The organism is Pseudoalteromonas sp. Hal040, from assembly GCF_037162425.1.
Lineage (GTDB): Bacteria > Pseudomonadota > Gammaproteobacteria > Enterobacterales > Alteromonadaceae > Pseudoalteromonas > Pseudoalteromonas gelatinilytica.
Map to the genome: position 1 here is coordinate 37,586 of NZ_JARLUU010000002.1, position 16,902 is coordinate 54,487.

At 41.6% G+C, this 16,902-nt stretch carries 18 protein-coding genes; 10 read left to right on the top strand and 8 right to left on the bottom strand.

The genetic code is table 11. The annotated features are described in order from the left end of the window. Positions 1–13: 13 nt before the first annotated feature. The 3 genes from P4S60_RS17820 to P4S60_RS17830 form a co-directional block, all read right to left on the bottom strand. Entirely contained in the window at positions 14–970 is a 957-nt protein-coding gene (locus P4S60_RS17820) for a patatin-like phospholipase family protein (RefSeq protein WP_063703736.1), read from the bottom strand. 174 nt (positions 971–1,144) lie between these two features. Further along, complete coding sequence (locus P4S60_RS17825; protein WP_337116904.1) at positions 1,145–2,140, bottom strand: LLM class flavin-dependent oxidoreductase; 996 nt, start codon at positions 2,138–2,140, stop codon at positions 1,145–1,147. Between the two features lie 67 nt (positions 2,141–2,207). Beyond that, positions 2,208–2,981, bottom strand: coding sequence for a siderophore-interacting protein (locus P4S60_RS17830; RefSeq protein WP_337116906.1), 774 nt, complete (start codon positions 2,979–2,981; stop codon positions 2,208–2,210). Between the two features lie 112 nt (positions 2,982–3,093). Between P4S60_RS17830 and P4S60_RS17835 the strand changes: the two genes are divergently transcribed. The 3 genes from P4S60_RS17835 (at position 3,094) to P4S60_RS17845 (ending at position 5,249) form a co-directional block, all read left to right on the top strand. Continuing rightward, on the top strand, positions 3,094–3,528 hold the full coding sequence (locus P4S60_RS17835) for a MarR family winged helix-turn-helix transcriptional regulator (RefSeq protein ID WP_337116907.1): 435 nt from the start codon (positions 3,094–3,096) through the stop codon (positions 3,526–3,528). 63 nt (positions 3,529–3,591) lie between these two features. Beyond that, positions 3,592–4,005 (top strand): LexA family protein, encoded by a 414-nt coding sequence (locus P4S60_RS17840; protein ID WP_054552219.1) that lies wholly within the window; start codon positions 3,592–3,594, stop codon positions 4,003–4,005. After that, complete coding sequence (locus P4S60_RS17845; RefSeq protein WP_337116908.1) at positions 3,993–5,249, top strand: Y-family DNA polymerase; 1,257 nt, start codon at positions 3,993–3,995, stop codon at positions 5,247–5,249. Before P4S60_RS17840 ends, P4S60_RS17845 begins: the two co-directional genes overlap by 13 nt. Here the strand turns inward: P4S60_RS17845 and ybaK are convergent. Beyond that, a complete protein-coding gene (gene ybaK / locus P4S60_RS17850; RefSeq protein ID WP_337117524.1) occupies positions 5,246–5,707 on the bottom strand; it encodes a Cys-tRNA(Pro) deacylase in 462 nt (153 codons plus the stop codon). The genes P4S60_RS17845 and ybaK overlap by 4 nt on opposite strands. Before the next feature lie 201 nt (positions 5,708–5,908). On the opposite strand from ybaK, the gene P4S60_RS17855 reads away from it, so the two are divergent. From P4S60_RS17855 to P4S60_RS17865, 3 genes are all read left to right on the top strand, one after another. Further along, a complete protein-coding gene (locus P4S60_RS17855; protein WP_337116909.1) occupies positions 5,909–6,094 on the top strand; it encodes a hypothetical protein in 186 nt (61 codons plus the stop codon). Between the two features lie 77 nt (positions 6,095–6,171). After that, positions 6,172–6,516 carry a DUF3302 domain-containing protein gene (locus tag P4S60_RS17860; RefSeq protein ID WP_063703726.1) on the top strand — a complete coding sequence of 115 codons (345 nt, stop codon included), beginning with the start codon at positions 6,172–6,174 and terminating at the stop codon, positions 6,514–6,516. A gap of 3 nt (positions 6,517–6,519) precedes the next feature. Further along, positions 6,520–7,650 (top strand): HlyD family secretion protein, encoded by a 1,131-nt coding sequence (locus tag P4S60_RS17865; protein WP_337116910.1) that lies wholly within the window; start codon positions 6,520–6,522, stop codon positions 7,648–7,650. A gap of 89 nt (positions 7,651–7,739) precedes the next feature. Here P4S60_RS17865 and dnaJ read toward each other — a convergent pair whose 3' ends face one another. Together dnaJ and dnaK are read right to left on the bottom strand one after the other, a co-directional pair. Next, positions 7,740–8,876, bottom strand: a complete 1,137-nt coding sequence (gene dnaJ / locus P4S60_RS17870) for a molecular chaperone DnaJ (RefSeq protein WP_337116911.1) — start codon at positions 8,874–8,876, stop codon at positions 7,740–7,742. A gap of 183 nt (positions 8,877–9,059) precedes the next feature. Next, positions 9,060–10,979: a molecular chaperone DnaK gene (gene dnaK, locus P4S60_RS17875; protein WP_063703719.1), complete on the bottom strand. Its 1,920-nt coding sequence runs from the start codon at positions 10,977–10,979 to the stop codon at positions 9,060–9,062. Positions 10,980–11,217: 238 nt separating this feature from the next. Here dnaK and P4S60_RS17880 point away from each other — a divergent pair, with 238 nt between their 5' ends. Continuing rightward, complete coding sequence (locus P4S60_RS17880; protein WP_337116912.1) at positions 11,218–12,018, top strand: thioesterase family protein; 801 nt, start codon at positions 11,218–11,220, stop codon at positions 12,016–12,018. Here P4S60_RS17880 and P4S60_RS17885 read toward each other — a convergent pair. After that, complete coding sequence (locus tag P4S60_RS17885) at positions 12,007–12,783, bottom strand: substrate-binding periplasmic protein (RefSeq protein ID WP_337116913.1); 777 nt, start codon at positions 12,781–12,783, stop codon at positions 12,007–12,009. The genes P4S60_RS17880 and P4S60_RS17885 overlap by 12 nt on opposite strands. A gap of 140 nt (positions 12,784–12,923) precedes the next feature. Between P4S60_RS17885 and P4S60_RS17890 the strand changes: the two genes are divergently transcribed. The 3 genes from P4S60_RS17890 to P4S60_RS17900 are packed head-to-tail and all read left to right on the top strand — an operon-like array spanning position 12,924 to position 16,425. Beyond that, entirely contained in the window at positions 12,924–14,162 is a 1,239-nt protein-coding gene (locus P4S60_RS17890) for a PqiA/YebS family transporter subunit (protein WP_337116914.1), read from the top strand. Further along, entirely contained in the window at positions 14,159–15,814 is a 1,656-nt protein-coding gene (gene pqiB, locus P4S60_RS17895; protein WP_138625016.1) for an intermembrane transport protein PqiB, read from the top strand. The genes P4S60_RS17890 and pqiB overlap by 4 nt, the downstream gene beginning before the upstream one ends. Then, a complete protein-coding gene (locus P4S60_RS17900) occupies positions 15,814–16,425 on the top strand; it encodes a PqiC family protein (RefSeq protein ID WP_304636747.1) in 612 nt (203 codons plus the stop codon). The genes pqiB and P4S60_RS17900 overlap by 1 nt, the downstream gene beginning before the upstream one ends. Here P4S60_RS17900 and P4S60_RS17905 read toward each other — a convergent pair. Further along, positions 16,408–16,899, bottom strand: a complete 492-nt coding sequence (locus P4S60_RS17905; RefSeq protein ID WP_337116915.1) for a GNAT family N-acetyltransferase — start codon at positions 16,897–16,899, stop codon at positions 16,408–16,410. The genes P4S60_RS17900 and P4S60_RS17905 overlap by 18 nt on opposite strands. Positions 16,900–16,902: the final 3 nt, after the last annotated feature.

A 16,902-nucleotide genomic window follows, 5' to 3' on the forward strand; every position in this document is an offset into this window, starting at 1 on the left:
AGCCTACTCCCAACTAATTTAGCAGTTGTTGCTGTAAAAAGGCACGACCTGCCGCTAAGCCTAACTTGTGATCATAGCGAAGATCTGAATCTGTACTACCCAGCAGCTTACTGCGTAATTTATCACCTGCAAAAATTTGTGTGATACGGGCATCACTTGGCGGGTTTGCAATGAAATCTAATTCATCTTGATAAGCTTGTTCGTGTTGAACCAAGTAATCAATGGTTTTAGGGCAATAACCAGATACGCAAACGAGTGACTTTAACTTATTTACCCATTCAGATTGTACTTGGAAGTTTTCATCAACAGTACGAATAACCACAATATCGCGGGCACCACGATTATAGGCTTCTTTCACGGGTAAAGGTGCTGCTAGGCCACCATCTAAATACATATCATGGACTAAATCAGTATTAGAGCTTTGAATAATGGCATCGTTTGCAGCCTTGGTTGTTAACCAAGGAGTTAAGTTAACACCATCTTTATATAAAAAGGGTAATGCGCTTGATGCTTTTAACAGAGCCAACCATTGCGTATCTTCACCATTTGGGCTCAAGTAATAGGGCTTACGGTCAGCCGCGTTAGTGGTTGTGATCAACAGTTCGCGATTACCAAGGCTTTGTGTTGCTGTTTTAAAATCTAAAGCGCGATTTACTTCTTTGGTTTTATCAAAATACCAATCAAGATCGACAATGCTTTTACCAAACAGCCCGCGGCCAAGTTGGAAAAAACGTTTATGCCGCGAAAGCCCTCTGATCAAACGTTTTGCATAGCCTTTTTGACGCGCTAAATAACTTGTTAAGTTTTGTGAGCCTGCCGACGTGCCAATGAATAAATCGAATGGATCGTAATTATTTTCTAACCACGCATCGAGTACACCTGCGGTAAAAATCCCTCGTTGCCCACCACCCTCAGCGATTAATGCTGTTTTTGTTTGTGGTTCTACTGCGGCAATTGTTTGAGATTTCACGGTGCACCTTCCTAGGGTAATGGTTAATAAATGTATTGTATAAAGTTAAATTCAATCCTTAAAACGGATTATATAAATTGATTTAATCTATAAAACCGTTTAATAAATGAGTGTCAGAGCTTAAGCTATGCGCATAAAAACTCATTATACGCATTCACTATTTGCCAAACCGTATTAGTGCATGATGCTTGCTAATATTTCCAGCGCATGTTGTCTGTCACTCAATTCATACAGGTCATTTGTAAAAATAAACTCATCAACCTGTAGCGTTTGTTTAATCATACTCAGCTTATGCTTAACGCTCGCTTGACCGCCCACAACTGAAAGCCCTAAAAAGCTTTCTACTTGCATTTTTTCTTGCGCTGTCCACAAGCCTTCCATTGTTGCTACTGGCTCTTTAAGCCAAAGTGGCTTGCCGCGCATAAGAGCTAAGATACGTTGTTTCGCTGTGGTTGCTAAAAACTGTGCTTGTTCGTCGGTGTCAGCGGCAACAACAGGTAAGCCAAGCATGACGTATGGCTTATCTAATACCTCAGATGGCTGAAATTCTCTGCGATACAATGCGATGGCATCTTCAACAAAGCGTGGGGCAAAATGACCCGCAAACGCATATGGCAAACCTTTTTTAGCAGCAAGTCCAGCACTATAAAGGCTTGAGCCCAGTAACCAGATTGGCACATTAGTGTCTTCACCCGGGATTGCGCGTACTGGAGAGTCACCTTTATATGGGCCAAGTAAAGCTTGCAGTTCCGTAACTTCATCATTGAAGTGCTCAGCGCGTTGTTCGTCACGGCGCAAAGCTCGGCTGGTAATTGGGTCACTACCTGGTGCTCGACCTAAACCTAAATCAATGCGACCGGGGTATAAACTCTCTAGGGTGCCAAATTGCTCAGCAACCACCAGCGGTGGGTGGTTAGGTAGCATTACCCCACCTGCACCTACGCGGATATTCTGGGTTTTACCTGCGATGTGACCTATCAATACTGAAGTTGCGGCACACACAATACCGCGCATATTGTGATGCTCAGCCATCCAAAACCGATTAAAACCCAGTTTGTCGGCTGTTTGCGCATAGGTAACGCTATTTGCTAGTGTTTGCGAAACGGTTTCGCGCTCTTTCATTGGGCTTAATTCAAGCAATGAAAAAGGTGTGTTAGTAAGGTCTGACATTCGCTCTCCAAAATTTAACTCTTTATAATTAGTTAATGAGAGCGAATGGCTATTTTTCAAATGCTAATTAGGCACGGCTTTGTTGCTGTTTTTCCACCTTTAAGCCATCGGCATCAATACCACGCTTCCAATAGGCCGATGCAACAATGTGTTCACGGTCAATTTCAAAACTGCTTGTAATTAAACGGCGAATTATCTTCACCAAGTTTGCTTCTAATGCCATAAACACCATAGGTTGCGTGTTATAAACTGCGCATAAGCGTGTTACTTGGTCGAGAAGATCTGTCTCAGGCTCATCTGTAACTAACCATTCAACACTATGTTGGCTGTGTGCCTTAATTTGTTCAAGCTCAATGATATCGGCTTTATCTGCAACATGAATAATAACATCGACAGTGGCATCTTGTGGTAATGCTTGTAAGTAGCCATTGATTGCATTTACAGAGGTTAAATCTGCCAGCATTAAATAATGTGTTTGCGTAAAATCAGTGAGTTTTTTAGGGCCTGGGCCTGCAATACCTACCTCGTCACCTACACACGCATTTTGTGCCCATTTGGTTGCCACGCCTTGATGTTGATTAACCACAAAATCGAGAGTAATTGCACCGTTAACGGGGTTAATATCGCGAATAGTGTAAGAGCGCATTAATGCTGGGTGCTCAGCGCGTAAATCAAGTTCAACCTTAGATTCACCAGCATGCGGGAGTAGCACTTTTACGTACGCACCTTTTGCGTCTTGCGGGAAGTCAGCAAACTCGTCTGAGCCAACAACAATTCTTTGTAGATGAGGGGAAATACGTGTAGTACTTAATACGTTTGCACGACGAACTTTTCTAGCCATCTTGTTCTCCTAGCTGGTTAAATTGCACAACGCCCCAATAGTTGATATAGTCAACTATACGCTTTTAATTGACTTTGTCAACTAATGCAAACTTACTTAACTTAGGTGAACCATGCCACAAACCTCTCTTTCTTCAGCTTTATTTACACTGGCACAAAGTTACCGTGTCACTGTACGCGAAGCCATTAACGCCAACGAGCTTGGTCTTAACGCACTGCATGTACGCTGTTTACATATTATTGCCGAAACACAGCACTGTACCGCCAATGATATTGTTGCCAAAACGGGTCGTGATAAAGCACAAATAGCACGCTTAGTAAAAGAGCTTATAAAGCTTGAACTGGTTTCTAAATGTGCCGACGAAAATGACAAACGCTGTTTAATTTTGTCGTTTACTGAGCAAGGTAACGCCCTGTTCTCGCGTTTAGAAGTTGCAGAGCAAGAGGTCGATGGCAAACTTTGCCACGGTTTAACTGATCAACAAGTACGTGATTTTATCGCTATTGCCACAACCATGATCGAAAATATCAATCACAACACCCCGTGATCTTATTGGCAAGATAACCACAAACCACTATACTGTACAAACGTACAGTATAGTGGTTTTGTTATGCGTGTTATTCCTATTTATATCGAAGCTGGCGTATGTGGTTTTGAATCACCGGCAGCACAATACAAAGAGCTCGGCTTATCATTAGATCAGCTATTAATTAAACACCCTGATGCAACTTTTATTGGTATTGCCTCTGGCGAATCAATGCAAGGTGTGGGGATTTTTGATGGTGACTTATTACTGGTTGATCGCGCCGAAGACGTTAAAAATGGCGATGTCATTGTCGCGAATCTAAATGGTTTATTTGTTTGTAAACTATTAGATAAACACAACGCACAGTTATTATCAGCCTCGCCTAAATACCCTGCAGTGCAACTACGTCAATCGGATGAATTTCAATTAGAAGGCGTGGTCACTCGCTCAATTCGCTTACATCGCAGTAGTAAAGAGCTATTAGCATGTACGCCTTAGTCGATGCGGTGGCCTTTTATGCCAGCGCCGAAAAAGTATTTGATCCGGCTATTCGTAGTAAACCGGTTGTGGTTCTCACCAACAACGATGGCTGTATTTGTGCCGTGTGCCCTATTGCGCGAAGGCTGGCTATTCCAAAATTTCAACCCTATTTTCAAGTAAAGAAAATACTCGAAGATAACCAAGTGGTGATCCGCTCATCTAACTATGAGCTATATGCGGATTTAAGCGAACGGATGATGAACGTGATTGGCCGCTTTTGCGATAATCAGCACATATACTCTATTGATGAGTCGTTTTTAAACTTTACAGGTTTCAACAAGCTTATTAACGATTGGCATCGTTATGGCCATGATATTCGCCGTACCGTATGGCGCGAAACAAAGCTACCTGTTGGAGTGGGTTTTGGCCCAACAGCAACCCTTGCCAAAGCCGCCAATCATGCAGCTAAAAAACTCTCCGGCTTTGATGGCGTTGCAGTGATTGATTCAGAACCTTCACGAGTAGCCATTTTAAAAGCCATGGACGTACAAGATGTTTGGGGCGTTGGTCGACGCTTAGCTAAAAAACTCAAAGCAATGAATATTAATACAGCCTTTGATTTAGCCGAGCAAGACCCACGAAAAATGAAACGCCTATTTAGTATTGTATTAGAGCGCACAGTGAACGAGTTACGCGGTAAAAGCTGTTTAGCCTGGGATGACGTACGCCAAGACAAAAAAGAGATTTTTTCGACCCGTAGTTTTGGAGAGCGTATTACTGACGCCACCGCGCTGAAAACGGCACTGATCAATCATTGTGTGATTGTGGCAAGAAAACTACGTGCGCAAGGCTCACACACTCAACGCTTATTAATGTTTGTGGCCAGCTCTCCTCACCAAGATGGCTATTATAAAAAGTCCTATATTTATGAGTTTAGTGTCGCCACCGCCGATAGTTGCGTGTTTGCCAATGCTATCAGCGAGGTATTTGAGTACCTCTATAAACCCGGGGTGCGATTTTATAAATGTGGTGTAGGTGCTCTTGAGTTATCAAGCCAAATGTTTCAGCAACCTGATTTATTTCAAGCGCCTATCGATAACCCCAAATTGATGGCGTGTCTTGATAGCATCAATGCTCGTTATGGCGTGGGTACCCTTGCCATAGCCAGCGAAACTCCTACAACCCGTTGGCACATGAAACGCGAATATTTATCGCCTCATTACACAACCCGCTGGCATAACCTACCGAAAATACATTGTTAAAAGTCTGCCAAACTAGCATTTAATAAACTACATAAATCCTTAGGGGCTATTGCAATCTCAAGGCCTCGCTTACCTGCTGAAACATACATAACATCAAAGCTATCTGCAGAATGATGTACATAAGTAGTAAGGCGCTTTTTCTGACCTAGCGGGCTCACTCCCCCTAAAATATAACCTGTGGTATTTTCGACTTTTTGTTGTGGAGCCATCTGTACTTTTTTAACCTTTGCCGCTTTTGCTAGCATTTTAAGATTAACTTGCTGGCTAACTGGCACAATAGCAACCAAAAGCTGGTGGTCAGCATCTTCAAGTACTAAGGTTTTAAATACTTGTTTAGCAGGAAGGTTCAATTTCTCAACAGCTTCAAGACCGAACTGTTGATGTGAAGGATCGTGCTGATAGCTGAGCACATCGAAACTAATGCCTTTCTTTTTTAATAAATTAATAGCTGGCGTCATTAAACTTCTCATAACTGATTCATTAGCAGTAACTTTATAAAACATAGCGTGAACAAGGAGCACAAGGCAATAGAAATGCACAAGCAAAGCACACTTAATTAAACTAATTGAACTAAACTTAAATTATGAATACTGGGCAGAGTAATAAATATGTCTAGACGAACTGGGCTCTATCTACTCAAACAAATATGTATCATAACAATGATGTTGTATGCAGTTAATTTTGTGTGTAACGAATACCTCGCATGGAATGACTATATGGATTGTCAAAGCAAATGCCATACGCTTGGCTTAGAAAAAGGCCGAATACAAAACACAACTTTTTCAGAGGATGTGACTTTATGTCGTTGCCTTGCTGATACCGACTACTACGTTGTACTGAACTAAATCTGAAAATACCGACTAGGAATTAGGGAAATTTCACGTATTATTAAATTGATTATAAGTTAAACAAAGGAAAGTACATGTTTTTAGACTACTTTGCGCTGGTCATGCTAGTGTTTGTGACGGTAGTAATATTTTATGGTGTTATTGCCATTCACGATATCCCCTACGAAATTGCCAAAAAACGTAATCACCCTCATCAAGATGCCATTCATTATGCCGGCTGGGTTAGCTTATTTACCTTGCATGTACTGTGGCCATTCTTATGGGTATGGGCCACATTATGGCGTGATGACCGCGGCTGGGGCTTTAACCAGATTCAAAAGGAACAAGAAGACTTAGCTGAAAAAGTGGCAAGCCTAACAGCCACCGTGGCAGCACTACAAGCACAAGTAAATGCTCAATCGAATAATAAAGAGAAATAAACTATGGATTTGTTATTAATACTCACTTATACCGCATTGTGCATTGGTGTTTTCAAAGTTTTTAAAATCCCACTTAATAAATGGACAGTACCTACCGCGGTACTTGGTGGCGTAGTGCTGATAGGCGCTTTAATTCTGTTAATGAACTATAATCACCCACATTCAAATATGGCAAGCAGTGTGTATGTTACGACGCCAATAGTGCCAAATGTGCGTGGCACAGTTGAAGAAGTCGCAGTAAAGCCAAATCAGCCCGTTAAAAAAGGTGACTTACTGTTTCGAATAGACGACACCTTATACCGAGCAAAGCTAAATCAAGCAATTGCGGCTTTGCAAGATGCCAAACAATCAGTACTCGGGTTAGAAGCAGCCTATAAATCAGCGCAAGCCAGCGCGCTGATGGCTAAAGCAGAACATGACCGCAGTAAGAAAGAATACGAACGTTATGAAAAAGGCGCAAAAAGCGGTGCTTACTCAAAAGGTCAAGTTGATAATAAATTAGGGGTCTACTTAGCTGCAAAGGCAAGTTATGAAGCGGCACAAGCCGAAGAGTTACGCCAAAAACTAGCATTTGAGTCAGAAATTAACGGCGAACAAACTAAAATTGCCGCTGCTCGCGCGAATTTAGAGCAAGCTCAGTTTAACTTAGACAGCACCAGTGTGTATGCCCCTACCGATGGCTATGTTACACAACTAACATTGCGCCCAGGCATGATTGCTGTACCCATGCCACTTCGTCCGGTGATGACCTTTGTACACAAAGAAGATACCGTCTACGTCGCTGCATTTCGACAAAATTCATTATTAAGACTCGAACCAGGCTACAAAGCAGACTTTATCTTTAAAGCTATTCCAGGTAAAACTTTTGCAGGTGAAGTAATCGATGTATTACCCGCTATTGGTGAAGGACAAGTACAAGCGCAAGGCACACTAATGGGCAGTGAGTTTTTCGCACGACAAGGCCGCGCTATTGTTACCTTAAAAATCACTGATGACATGAGTGAATATCATCTACCACAAGGAACAAGCACAGAAGTCGCAGTATATTCTGAACATTTCGAACATGTGTCAGTGATGCGTAAAGTGTTAATCAGAATGAAAAGTTGGCAAAACTACTTATTCTTAGATCACTAAAATAACTAATTATCAATAAAAAAAGGCGCTTATTAGCGCCTTTTTACTGTCTAACTAAGTTACTTAAATAGAAGTTACTTTACTAGGAGTTACTTAGTTAGGTCATCGAAGAATTTTTTCACACCGTCAAAGAAACCTTTTTCCTTTGGACGGTTTTTTGAGCCATCTTTACCCATGCTTTGCTCAAGCTCTTCAAGCAATTCACGTTGACGGTCATTTAAATTCACTGGCGTTTCAATAACCACTTTACAGATCAAGTCACCTTGAGCGCCACTGCGTACAGACTTAACGCCTTTGCCACGCATTCGGAACATTTTGCCCGTTTGGCTTTCTGCTGGGATCTTCAGTTTTGCACGGCCATCAAGGGTCGGCACTTCAATTTCGCCACCCAGTGCAGCTGTTGTAAAGCTAATTGGTACTTCACAATACAAATTATTGCCATCACGTTGGAAAATCGGGTGTTCACGAACAGAAACCTGAACGTATAAGTCACCAGCTGGTGCACCATGCATACCCGCCTCACCTTCACCAGATAAGCGAATACGGTCACCTGTATCAACACCTGCAGGGATCTTAACCGATAAGGTCTTGGTTTTTTCTACGCGACCTTGACCGTGACAGCTATCACATGGATCAGAAATAATTTGACCTGTGCCCTGACACGTAGGACATGTTTGTTGTACAGCGAAGAAACCTTGGCGCATTTGTACTTGACCCGCACCATGACAGGTAGTACATGTTTTTGGTTTCGACCCCGCTTTTGCACCGCTACCATCACATGGTTTACAGCTAACCCACGTTGGTACTTTGATTTCAACGTCTTTACCACGAACCGCTTCTTCAAGGCTTAAGTCCATGTTGTAACGAAGGTCTGAACCACGTTGTTGGCGCGATTGACGACGACCACCGCCACCAAAGATATCTCCAAACACATCACCGAAAATATCGCCAAAGTCACCATGACCGCCGCCGAAGCCGCCGCCGTGACCACCACCGCCTTGTTCAAAGGCTGCATGACCGTATTGATCATACATTTGACGTTTTTGTGAATCAGTTAATACTTCGTAGGCTTCTTTTACTTCCTTGAATTTAGCTTCAAGCTCTTTGTCGCCTGCGGTACGGTCTGGATGATATTTCATCGCTAAGCGCTTATACGCTTTTTTTATGTCTCGTTCGCTGGCATCTTTGCTCACGCCGAGAACTTCATAATAATCGCTTTTTGACATATCTATCACACTACTCTTTTTACTGCAGTTACACTGCGTAAGGTAAGTCGAACGACTTTACCGTTTATATACATGCAAAAGGCGCGTCAAGCGAAATCGCTGGCGCGCCTCAATCATTTCATCCTAACTTAATTGGCTAAACAAAGCAGCCATTATTGCGTTAGGCAGAAGCGAAACAAGCAATTACTTGTCGTCTTTCACTTCTTCGAACTCTGCATCAACAACATCGTCGTCTTGTTTTGCAGAAGATTGCTGTGCACCTGCATCCGCACCACCTTGTTGTTGTGCTTTAGCTTGCGCAATTTCCATTAGCTTTTGTGATTTTTCAGCAAGAGCTTGAGTTTTCGCTTCAATCTCTTCTTTGTTATCACCTTTGATCGCCGCTTCTAACTCAGTAAGCGCAGCTTCGATTGCTTCTTTATCTTCTGCTGGTAATGCATCACCCGCTTCTTCGATTTGCTTACGCGTACCATGAACCATTGCATCAGCTTGGTTACGAGTCGCTACTAGCTCTTCGAATTTTTTATCTTCTTCAGCGTGCGCTTCAGCATCACGTACCATTTTTTCTACTTCTTCATCACTTAGACCTGAAGAAGCTTGGATTGTGATCTTCTGCTCTTTACCTGTATCTTTGTCTTTAGCAGATACATGTAAGATACCGTCCGCATCTACGTCGAATGTTACTTCGATTTGAGGTGTACCACGTTGTGCTGGGCGAATACCTTCTAGGTTAAATTGACCTAGAGATTTATTGTCGCTTGCACGCTTACGCTCACCTTGTAGTACGTGAATCGTTACCGCTGATTGATTGTCTTCAGCTGTTGAGAAAACTTGTGATTTCTTAGTAGGAATCGTCGTGTTCTTCTCAATTAATGCTGTCATTACTTGACCCATAGTCTCGATACCTAGTGATAACGGAGATACGTCAAGTAATAGTACGTCTTTAACGTCACCAGCTAGTACACCACCTTGAATCGCCGCACCTACTGCAACAGCTTCATCTGGGTTGACATCTTTACGTGGCTCTTTACCAAAGAACTCAGCAACTGTTTTTTGTACTAAAGGCATACGTGTTTGACCACCAACAAGGATGATGTCATTTACGTCGCTTACTGATAAATCAGCATCAGCTAGTGCACGCTTAAGTGGCTCGATTGACTTAGTGACTAAGTCTTCAACAAGTGACTCAAGTTTTGCACGAGTAACTTTAACGTTCATGTGCTTAGGACCAGTTGCGTCAGCAGTCACGTACGGTAAGTTAACTTCTGTTTGCTGTGCAGAAGAAAGTTCAATCTTCGCTTTTTCAGCAGCTTCTTTAACACGTTGCATTGCAAGTGGGTCGTTCTTAAGATCAATACCTTGGTCTTTCTTGAACTCTTCTACTAAGTAGTTGATAACGCGGTTATCAAAATCTTCACCACCTAGGTGAGTGTCACCGTTAGTAGCAAGAACTTCAAACGTGTGCTCGCCTTCTACTTCGTCAATTTCGATGATAGAGATATCGAAAGTACCACCACCTAAGTCGTATACTGCAACAACGTTTTCACCTTTATTTTTGTCCATGCCGTATGCAAGTGCAGCGGCTGTTGGCTCATTGATGATACGTTTAACTTCAAGACCAGCGATACGGCCAGCATCTTTCGTTGCTTGACGTTGTGAGTCATTGAAGTATGCAGGTACTGTGATTACTGCTTCTGTTACAGGCTCACCTAGGAAGTCTTCTGCTGTTTTCTTCATTTTTTTCAGCACTTCTGCTGAAATTTGAGGTGCCGCACGTTTTTCGCCACGTGCTTCAACCCATGCATCACCGTTATCAGCTTTTACAATTTTGAAAGGCATGATACCGATATCACGTTGTACTTCTTCGTCTTCAAAACGACGACCAATTAGACGCTTGATTGCAAATAATGTATTAGTTGGGTTAGTTACCGCTTGGCGTTTTGCTGGTTGACCAACTAGTGTTTCACCGTCTTGCGTATATGCAATGATCGATGGTGTTGTGCGATCGCCTTCCGCGTTCTCGATAACGCGTGCTTTATCACCGTCTAGTACTGCTACACACGAGTTAGTAGTACCTAAATCGATTCCAATAATTTTACCCATGAATCTTCTCCAACTTCAGAATTCGTTAAAACGTTCGATGACTAGTAGATAGGGGTGCAGGAAACTGAATTCAACTGTAAAAATGAAAAAAATTTACTTTTTTTGAAATATTTTCCAAATGGGCATTTTTTCTTCAATAACGGCTGTTTTCTCAGCCTGCTTGCAGAATAAACAAACTGGTCTGATGACTTTGGCTATGCTATAACAAATAACATAATTATAAATGTTAAGGAAAATTATGCATTTTGATCAATTACTCGCCATGGCAGCTGAACTTGGCAAAGATAAAACTAAAGTAATGCAGTTTCCAGAAAACTGGTGTCAGGGTCGCACTGCCTTTGGTGGTTTATCAGCAGCTTTACTGTATCAAGCTATTCGTCAGCATATCGATAACTCTCGTCGTTTATTATCTTTAAGCACTAACTTTGTTGGGCCATTAATCGCTGACTGTGATTTTACAATCGACGTTGAAGTCTTACGTGAGGGAAAAAACAGTGCACAGGTACTCGCTAAAGTAATTCAAAATGGCGATGTCTGTGTTATCACCCAAGCGTGCTTTGGGGCTGAGCGCCAATCAAGTGTACGTGTAGATGTCACTAAAACCATGCAGCTAAAACCGGTTGATGAGCGTTTCATCCTACCTTATAAAGAAGGTGTGATGCCGGCATTTTTTCAACATGTGGCGTTATGCTTACAAGACGGCAATATGCCATTCTCTGGCGCTGGCACATCACATTTAGGTGGTTGGATGAAATTCAAACATGCACCAGAGCAAATGAGTGAAGCCCAAATCATTGCCCTAACAGACGCATGGCCACCAACCTTATTGCAAATGTATAAGCAACCTGCACCAGCAAGTAGTATGTCATGGTACATAGAATTTGTAGAACAGCCTGCGATCAACCATGATGCTTGGATTGGCTACGAAGCAGTAACACATCATAGTAAGGATGGCTATGGGCTAGAAGATGGCTGCATTTGGAGTGAAGACGGTAAGCTAATTGCGCTTAGCCGCCAAACTGTTGCGTTATTCGCGTAACTCAGGCTTTGAAAGCTGTGCGTACTCAGTACCATCAAGGCGAATAATTGCTTGGTACTCGCCTGATTCAATAATCTCACCAAGACCCAAATTAAAGGTGTTTTTTAACGTTTTACTGTAAAAAAACGCAGGTCTTGGTGCTTCTTTAAAAATTGCATGCACAATAAAAGGCTTTACCTCAGCGCTTTGTTTATATTTTTCTAAATAATATAAAAACACTCGACGCTCTAAAATGATGACATCGACCCAGCCCTTCATAAGGTGATCAACTTGCGCTTCTTGATTTACCACTTCTTCGTAAGAACGCAAAATATTGGTAACCGATTTAAAAGGTGCCTCGATGAAATTAGTGGCATTTTGAAAGGCAAGCACGCTTTTACCAGCTAAATCATAAATACTATTAATTTTCAGCTCTTTATTGGCAAGGCTAACCGCCACATTTTGATAGCGCAGTAATTCGTCACTTTTATAAACATGCGGCGTGAGTACAGGTGGAAAATTTAATGCAATATCTACCTTGCCCTGCATAAGCTGCTGTTCGGCGCGCTTATTAGACATGTAATGGATATCGATATTAGAAATGCCTTGCGATTTAAAAGCAGCTTTCAATATTTCAAGTTGAATACCACTGTTAGTGTCTTCTATAACATAAGGAGGTAAAGACGAGCTTGCAGCAACAACAATGGGCTTTTGCGTATTTGGCTCAGATAAACACTCACCTTTAACACTAACAAACAACATTAAAAGGATAAATAATTGCTTCACTGCTCACCTTAAAGAATTAAATGTATTAAAAAGCGTAATCGCTTTGTACAAATATTAGCTTATATTAAACAAAGGTGCATTTGTATTTACACACTATTTGATGCAAACTTAACTAAGTTCTTGTTTAAGAGACCCTAAGTTTGCAAACAGCCTGTCCTAGCTGCGATCTTGTGATTGAGATCCCACATCTAAGTGCAAAACAAGTGGCAATATGCCCACATTGCAATACAAAGCTTTCGGCATCGCAAGCTAACCAAGATAGTATGGTCGTAGCACTGAGTTTAAGTGCTATTGTTATGCTACTCAGTAGTATGTTTTATCCATTCCTATCTTTTACCAGTAGTGGCATTACTCAAACAATCACCTTACCCGATGCCGCACGAATTCTCTTTAATTACGACAACGACTTTTTAGGTTTGTTCATTGACACCAGTATTATTGGTCTGCCCCTACTTTTATTAATACTCATAATTCCTTTGCATTTAGGCTTACTAAAAGCGCTGCCGTATCAATGGGGAAAAAGACTGTTAAAAACCACCTTTGCATTAGAACCTTGGATCATGTCAGAGATTTTTTTAATTGGCGTGATGGTCAGTATGGTCAAAATCATGTCGATGGCAGATATCGAGTTTGGTGTAAGCTTTTGGGCCTATAGCGCTTTTGTTATCTGTTATGTAGCAGCCACAGCAAAATTAAATAAGCACACCTTATGGCAACAATTAAAAGAACCAGAATATATTGAGCAAACAAAGCCTAACACACGGGCCATTGACCAAGGTTTACGAGCATGTCATGTTTGTGGACAACTGTGTGCAACCGAAACCTGTTCACGATGTGACTCTAAAACTTACAGTCGTAACCCTTTTAGTGTGCAAAAAGCCGCAGCATGGTTATTAACCTCAGTGGCCTGTTATATCCCTGCCAATGTCTATCCTATTATGTATACCACGAGCCTTGGCGATGAAACGCCATCGACGATTATTGGTGGCGTGATGATTTTATGGAATAGTGGTTCGTACCCTATCGCAATGATCATCTTTTTAGCGAGTGTGGTTGTTCCCCTCGCCAAAGCACTCATATTAAGTTTTTTATGCTTTATGGTGATGCGACCAGCAAACAGACAAACTAAAAGCTATACACGCATCTACCAATTGACTGAATTTATTGGCAAATGGTCAATGATCGATGTATTTGTTGTGGCGATTCTAGTAGCCTTAGTACAACTAGGAAACCTAATGTCAGTGACACCTGGCATTGGCACAATATTTTTTACGACCATGGTTATATGCCAAATGTTGGCAGCCCATGCGTTTGATCCCCGTTTATTGTGGGATAACCCAGATAACTTAAGTACTGCGAAACAAGAGACCTTGGCATGAGCGAAACCGCTAAAATAAAAACAGCGCCAAATATATCGGCAATCTGGATCATACCCGTTATTGCCTTATTAATTGGCGCATGGATGTTGTACCAGTATCAAGCAAATAAAGGCACTACCATCTTTATCAAAATGCCTCATGCAGAAGGTATTGTGGCTGGTAAAACAGAAATAAAGGTACGTAGTGTAAAGATTGGCCAAATCGACCATGTTCGTTTATCAGACAAACAAAATAGTGTCATCGCACGGGCGCAAATCGATAAACATTATGATGACTTACTCACTGATGATGCGAAAATTTGGGTTGTAAAACCACGGATTGATGACACCGGAATTAGCGGCATGAGTACCCTACTCTCTGGTGTGTATTTAGAATTTGCACCGGGTGAAAGTAAAAAGCTAGCCGAAAAATTTGAGCTACAAGATGAACCGGCTTTAATTGGTAAAGATGTAAAAGGTGGCCGCTTCACCCTATTAAGCTATAACGCAGAAGTACTTGATGTAAGTACCGGTATTTACTTTAAAGATTACAAAATAGGCCAAATAGAAACCGCCACGTTTGATTGGAAGAATCAAGCGATGAAATATGGCATTTTTATAAATGAACCTTATCAAAACTTGATCACCTTAAACTCTATTTTCTGGGTTAATTCAGGGATCGAAATTGACCTCTCTGCAGATGGTATTAATGTTAACACAGGCTCATTAAGTAAATTGCTTAAAGGTGGTATTTCAGTCGGCATTCCAGAACAACAAACGCCCGGTGAAGTGGCCAGTAACGGCCATAGTTTTTCTTTAAGTAACAGCTACAAAGCCGCTTTAGAAGAACGCTTTTATGATTTTGACTACTACTTAATCGACTTTGAGCAATCAATTCGCGGCTTACGCACTGGCGCACCTGTCGAATACCGAGGTATGCGTATCGGTAGTGTGGTTGAAGCACCTGCAAGTGTCATTATAGATGGCAAACCTGCACATTTTAGAACCGATAACACCGCAGTACCAGCCCTGATAAAAATTGAATATGGGCGCCTGTATCATGACAGTACAGCAGCACGCGAGTTTTGGCATTCAAGTTTAGATGGATGGATCAAAAATGGCCTGCGAGCGTCTTTAAAGCCAGGCAATTTACTCACGGGTGCCGTGTACGTTGACTTAGATATTTACGATAATGCCGAACCTGCTGAATTAAAAACAATTGCCGATTACACTGTATTCCCCAGTGTATCAAGCGGAATTACGGTCATAGCAGACCAAGTCTCTGATGTATTAAATAAAGTGAATAACCTTAAAATTGAAGATAGCTTAGCGCAAATGCAGACCACCTTTGCCGAGTACCAAGCGCTTGCTCATGACATGAGAGAGCTACTAAATAAACAAGATACGCAAGACTTACCGGGTGATATAAATCGCAACTTTGCAGAAATGACAAAGAGCATGCAACAGTTCGATAAAACTATGAAGCAATTTGAAAAAACCATGGCAAGTTACGAGCAAGGTTCAACATTCCACCAACAGTTGCAAACGACTTTATCTGAATTTAAACGTTTAAGTGAAGAGCTACAGCCATTCACTCGAGGTTTAAACCAGCAACCTAATATGTTGATCTTTGATAAAGAGCTACCAGCAGACCCAACGCCGAGGAAACAATAATGAACTATAAACTCTGTGCTTCAGTGGCATCAGTGCTGTTACTTTCGGCCTGCAGTCAAACGTCATTCTCAACCATTGAGTATTATCAATTTTCGCAGCCAATTGTTGCAATGCAGCGCTTAGCTGAGAATACGCAAGCTCAGCTCAGAATTAACACCGTACAGTTACGTGGTGCGCTTAATAATCGTGGCATTGCGATGGTTCTCGAAAACAACAGAGTCAATGCTGCTAACTACCATTTATGGAGCGAATCACCTGATTTAATGTTAACCGCCAGTGCCCATCAACAGCTTTATACTGAACTTGATAATTGGATGGTAATAAAAGGTTTACCGGTGATAACCGATTTAGATCAGCAAAGTTTCTATGAATTAGAATATGAGCTACATCACTTCAACGGTGATGAGCAAGGCAATGCCAACATTGCAGGGCTTTGGCGTTTGTACTATACAAACCCTGAATCTGGCCGAAAGTTAAAGGCGGTCAATTATTTTAATGAGCTTACACCACTTCAAGACAGTGATTACGAAGGGCTTGTCGCAACACTTGAGTCAACGTGGCTAAAGGTAAACAAACAGGTTGCAAACGAAGTATCAAAGCTTGCTCTTTAATAAGAGTTTTAGAGGCTGATTGTCATCGTTAATGATGACATCGCCTATAAACTCAAAACCAAGTTTCTGTAACACCTTCTGTGAGCCAATATTTGTTTGCGAGGTTATTGCAGCAAGCACACCAAGCTCTAATACGTGTTTTTTTGCCATCAATAACCGAGCAGCAGCTGTAATAATACCCTTGCCTTCATATTTAGCTAACAAGGCAAATCCTAAATCGGGGATAGCTAACGCATCGCGCTGAAAGAGCCCTACCATTCCAACCGGTGTATCATCAGCTAAACAAACAATATAACTGCCAAAGCCCAATTGCTGGTGGCTATTTATAAACGTTTGTTGTATATAATGCTCAGCTTGTGCAGGCGTATTAATGTTTTTATTACCGATATGCTCTAAGAATGTTGCTTGATTTAAAAGATCAACAATAAAGGTTGCATCATTTGGCTGCCCGGCACGCAAATATATATCTAACATAGG

Coding starts and splice junctions, on each gene's coding strand:
- P4S60_RS17855 (WP_337116909.1), top strand. CDS start 5,909: ATGATGTTGTATGCAGTTAATTTTGTGTGTAACGAATACCTCGCATGG.
- P4S60_RS17845 (WP_337116908.1), top strand. CDS start 3,993: ATGTACGCCTTAGTCGATGCGGTGGCCTTTTATGCCAGCGCCGAAAAA.
- ybaK (WP_337117524.1), bottom strand. CDS start 5,707: ATGACGCCAGCTATTAATTTATTAAAAAAGAAAGGCATTAGTTTCGAT.
- dnaJ (WP_337116911.1), bottom strand. CDS start 8,876: ATGTCAAAAAGCGATTATTATGAAGTTCTCGGCGTGAGCAAAGATGCC.
- P4S60_RS17880 (WP_337116912.1), top strand. CDS start 11,218: ATGCATTTTGATCAATTACTCGCCATGGCAGCTGAACTTGGCAAAGAT.
- pqiB (WP_138625016.1), top strand. CDS start 14,159: ATGAGCGAAACCGCTAAAATAAAAACAGCGCCAAATATATCGGCAATC.
- P4S60_RS17860 (WP_063703726.1), top strand. CDS start 6,172: ATGTTTTTAGACTACTTTGCGCTGGTCATGCTAGTGTTTGTGACGGTA.
- P4S60_RS17830 (WP_337116906.1), bottom strand. CDS start 2,981: ATGGCTAGAAAAGTTCGTCGTGCAAACGTATTAAGTACTACACGTATT.
- P4S60_RS17835 (WP_337116907.1), top strand. CDS start 3,094: ATGCCACAAACCTCTCTTTCTTCAGCTTTATTTACACTGGCACAAAGT.
- P4S60_RS17900 (WP_304636747.1), top strand. CDS start 15,814: ATGAACTATAAACTCTGTGCTTCAGTGGCATCAGTGCTGTTACTTTCG.
- P4S60_RS17840 (WP_054552219.1), top strand. CDS start 3,592: ATGCGTGTTATTCCTATTTATATCGAAGCTGGCGTATGTGGTTTTGAA.
- dnaK (WP_063703719.1), bottom strand. CDS start 10,979: ATGGGTAAAATTATTGGAATCGATTTAGGTACTACTAACTCGTGTGTA.
- P4S60_RS17865 (WP_337116910.1), top strand. CDS start 6,520: ATGGATTTGTTATTAATACTCACTTATACCGCATTGTGCATTGGTGTT.
- P4S60_RS17905 (WP_337116915.1), bottom strand. CDS start 16,899: ATGTTAGATATATATTTGCGTGCCGGGCAGCCAAATGATGCAACCTTT.
- P4S60_RS17825 (WP_337116904.1), bottom strand. CDS start 2,140: ATGTCAGACCTTACTAACACACCTTTTTCATTGCTTGAATTAAGCCCA.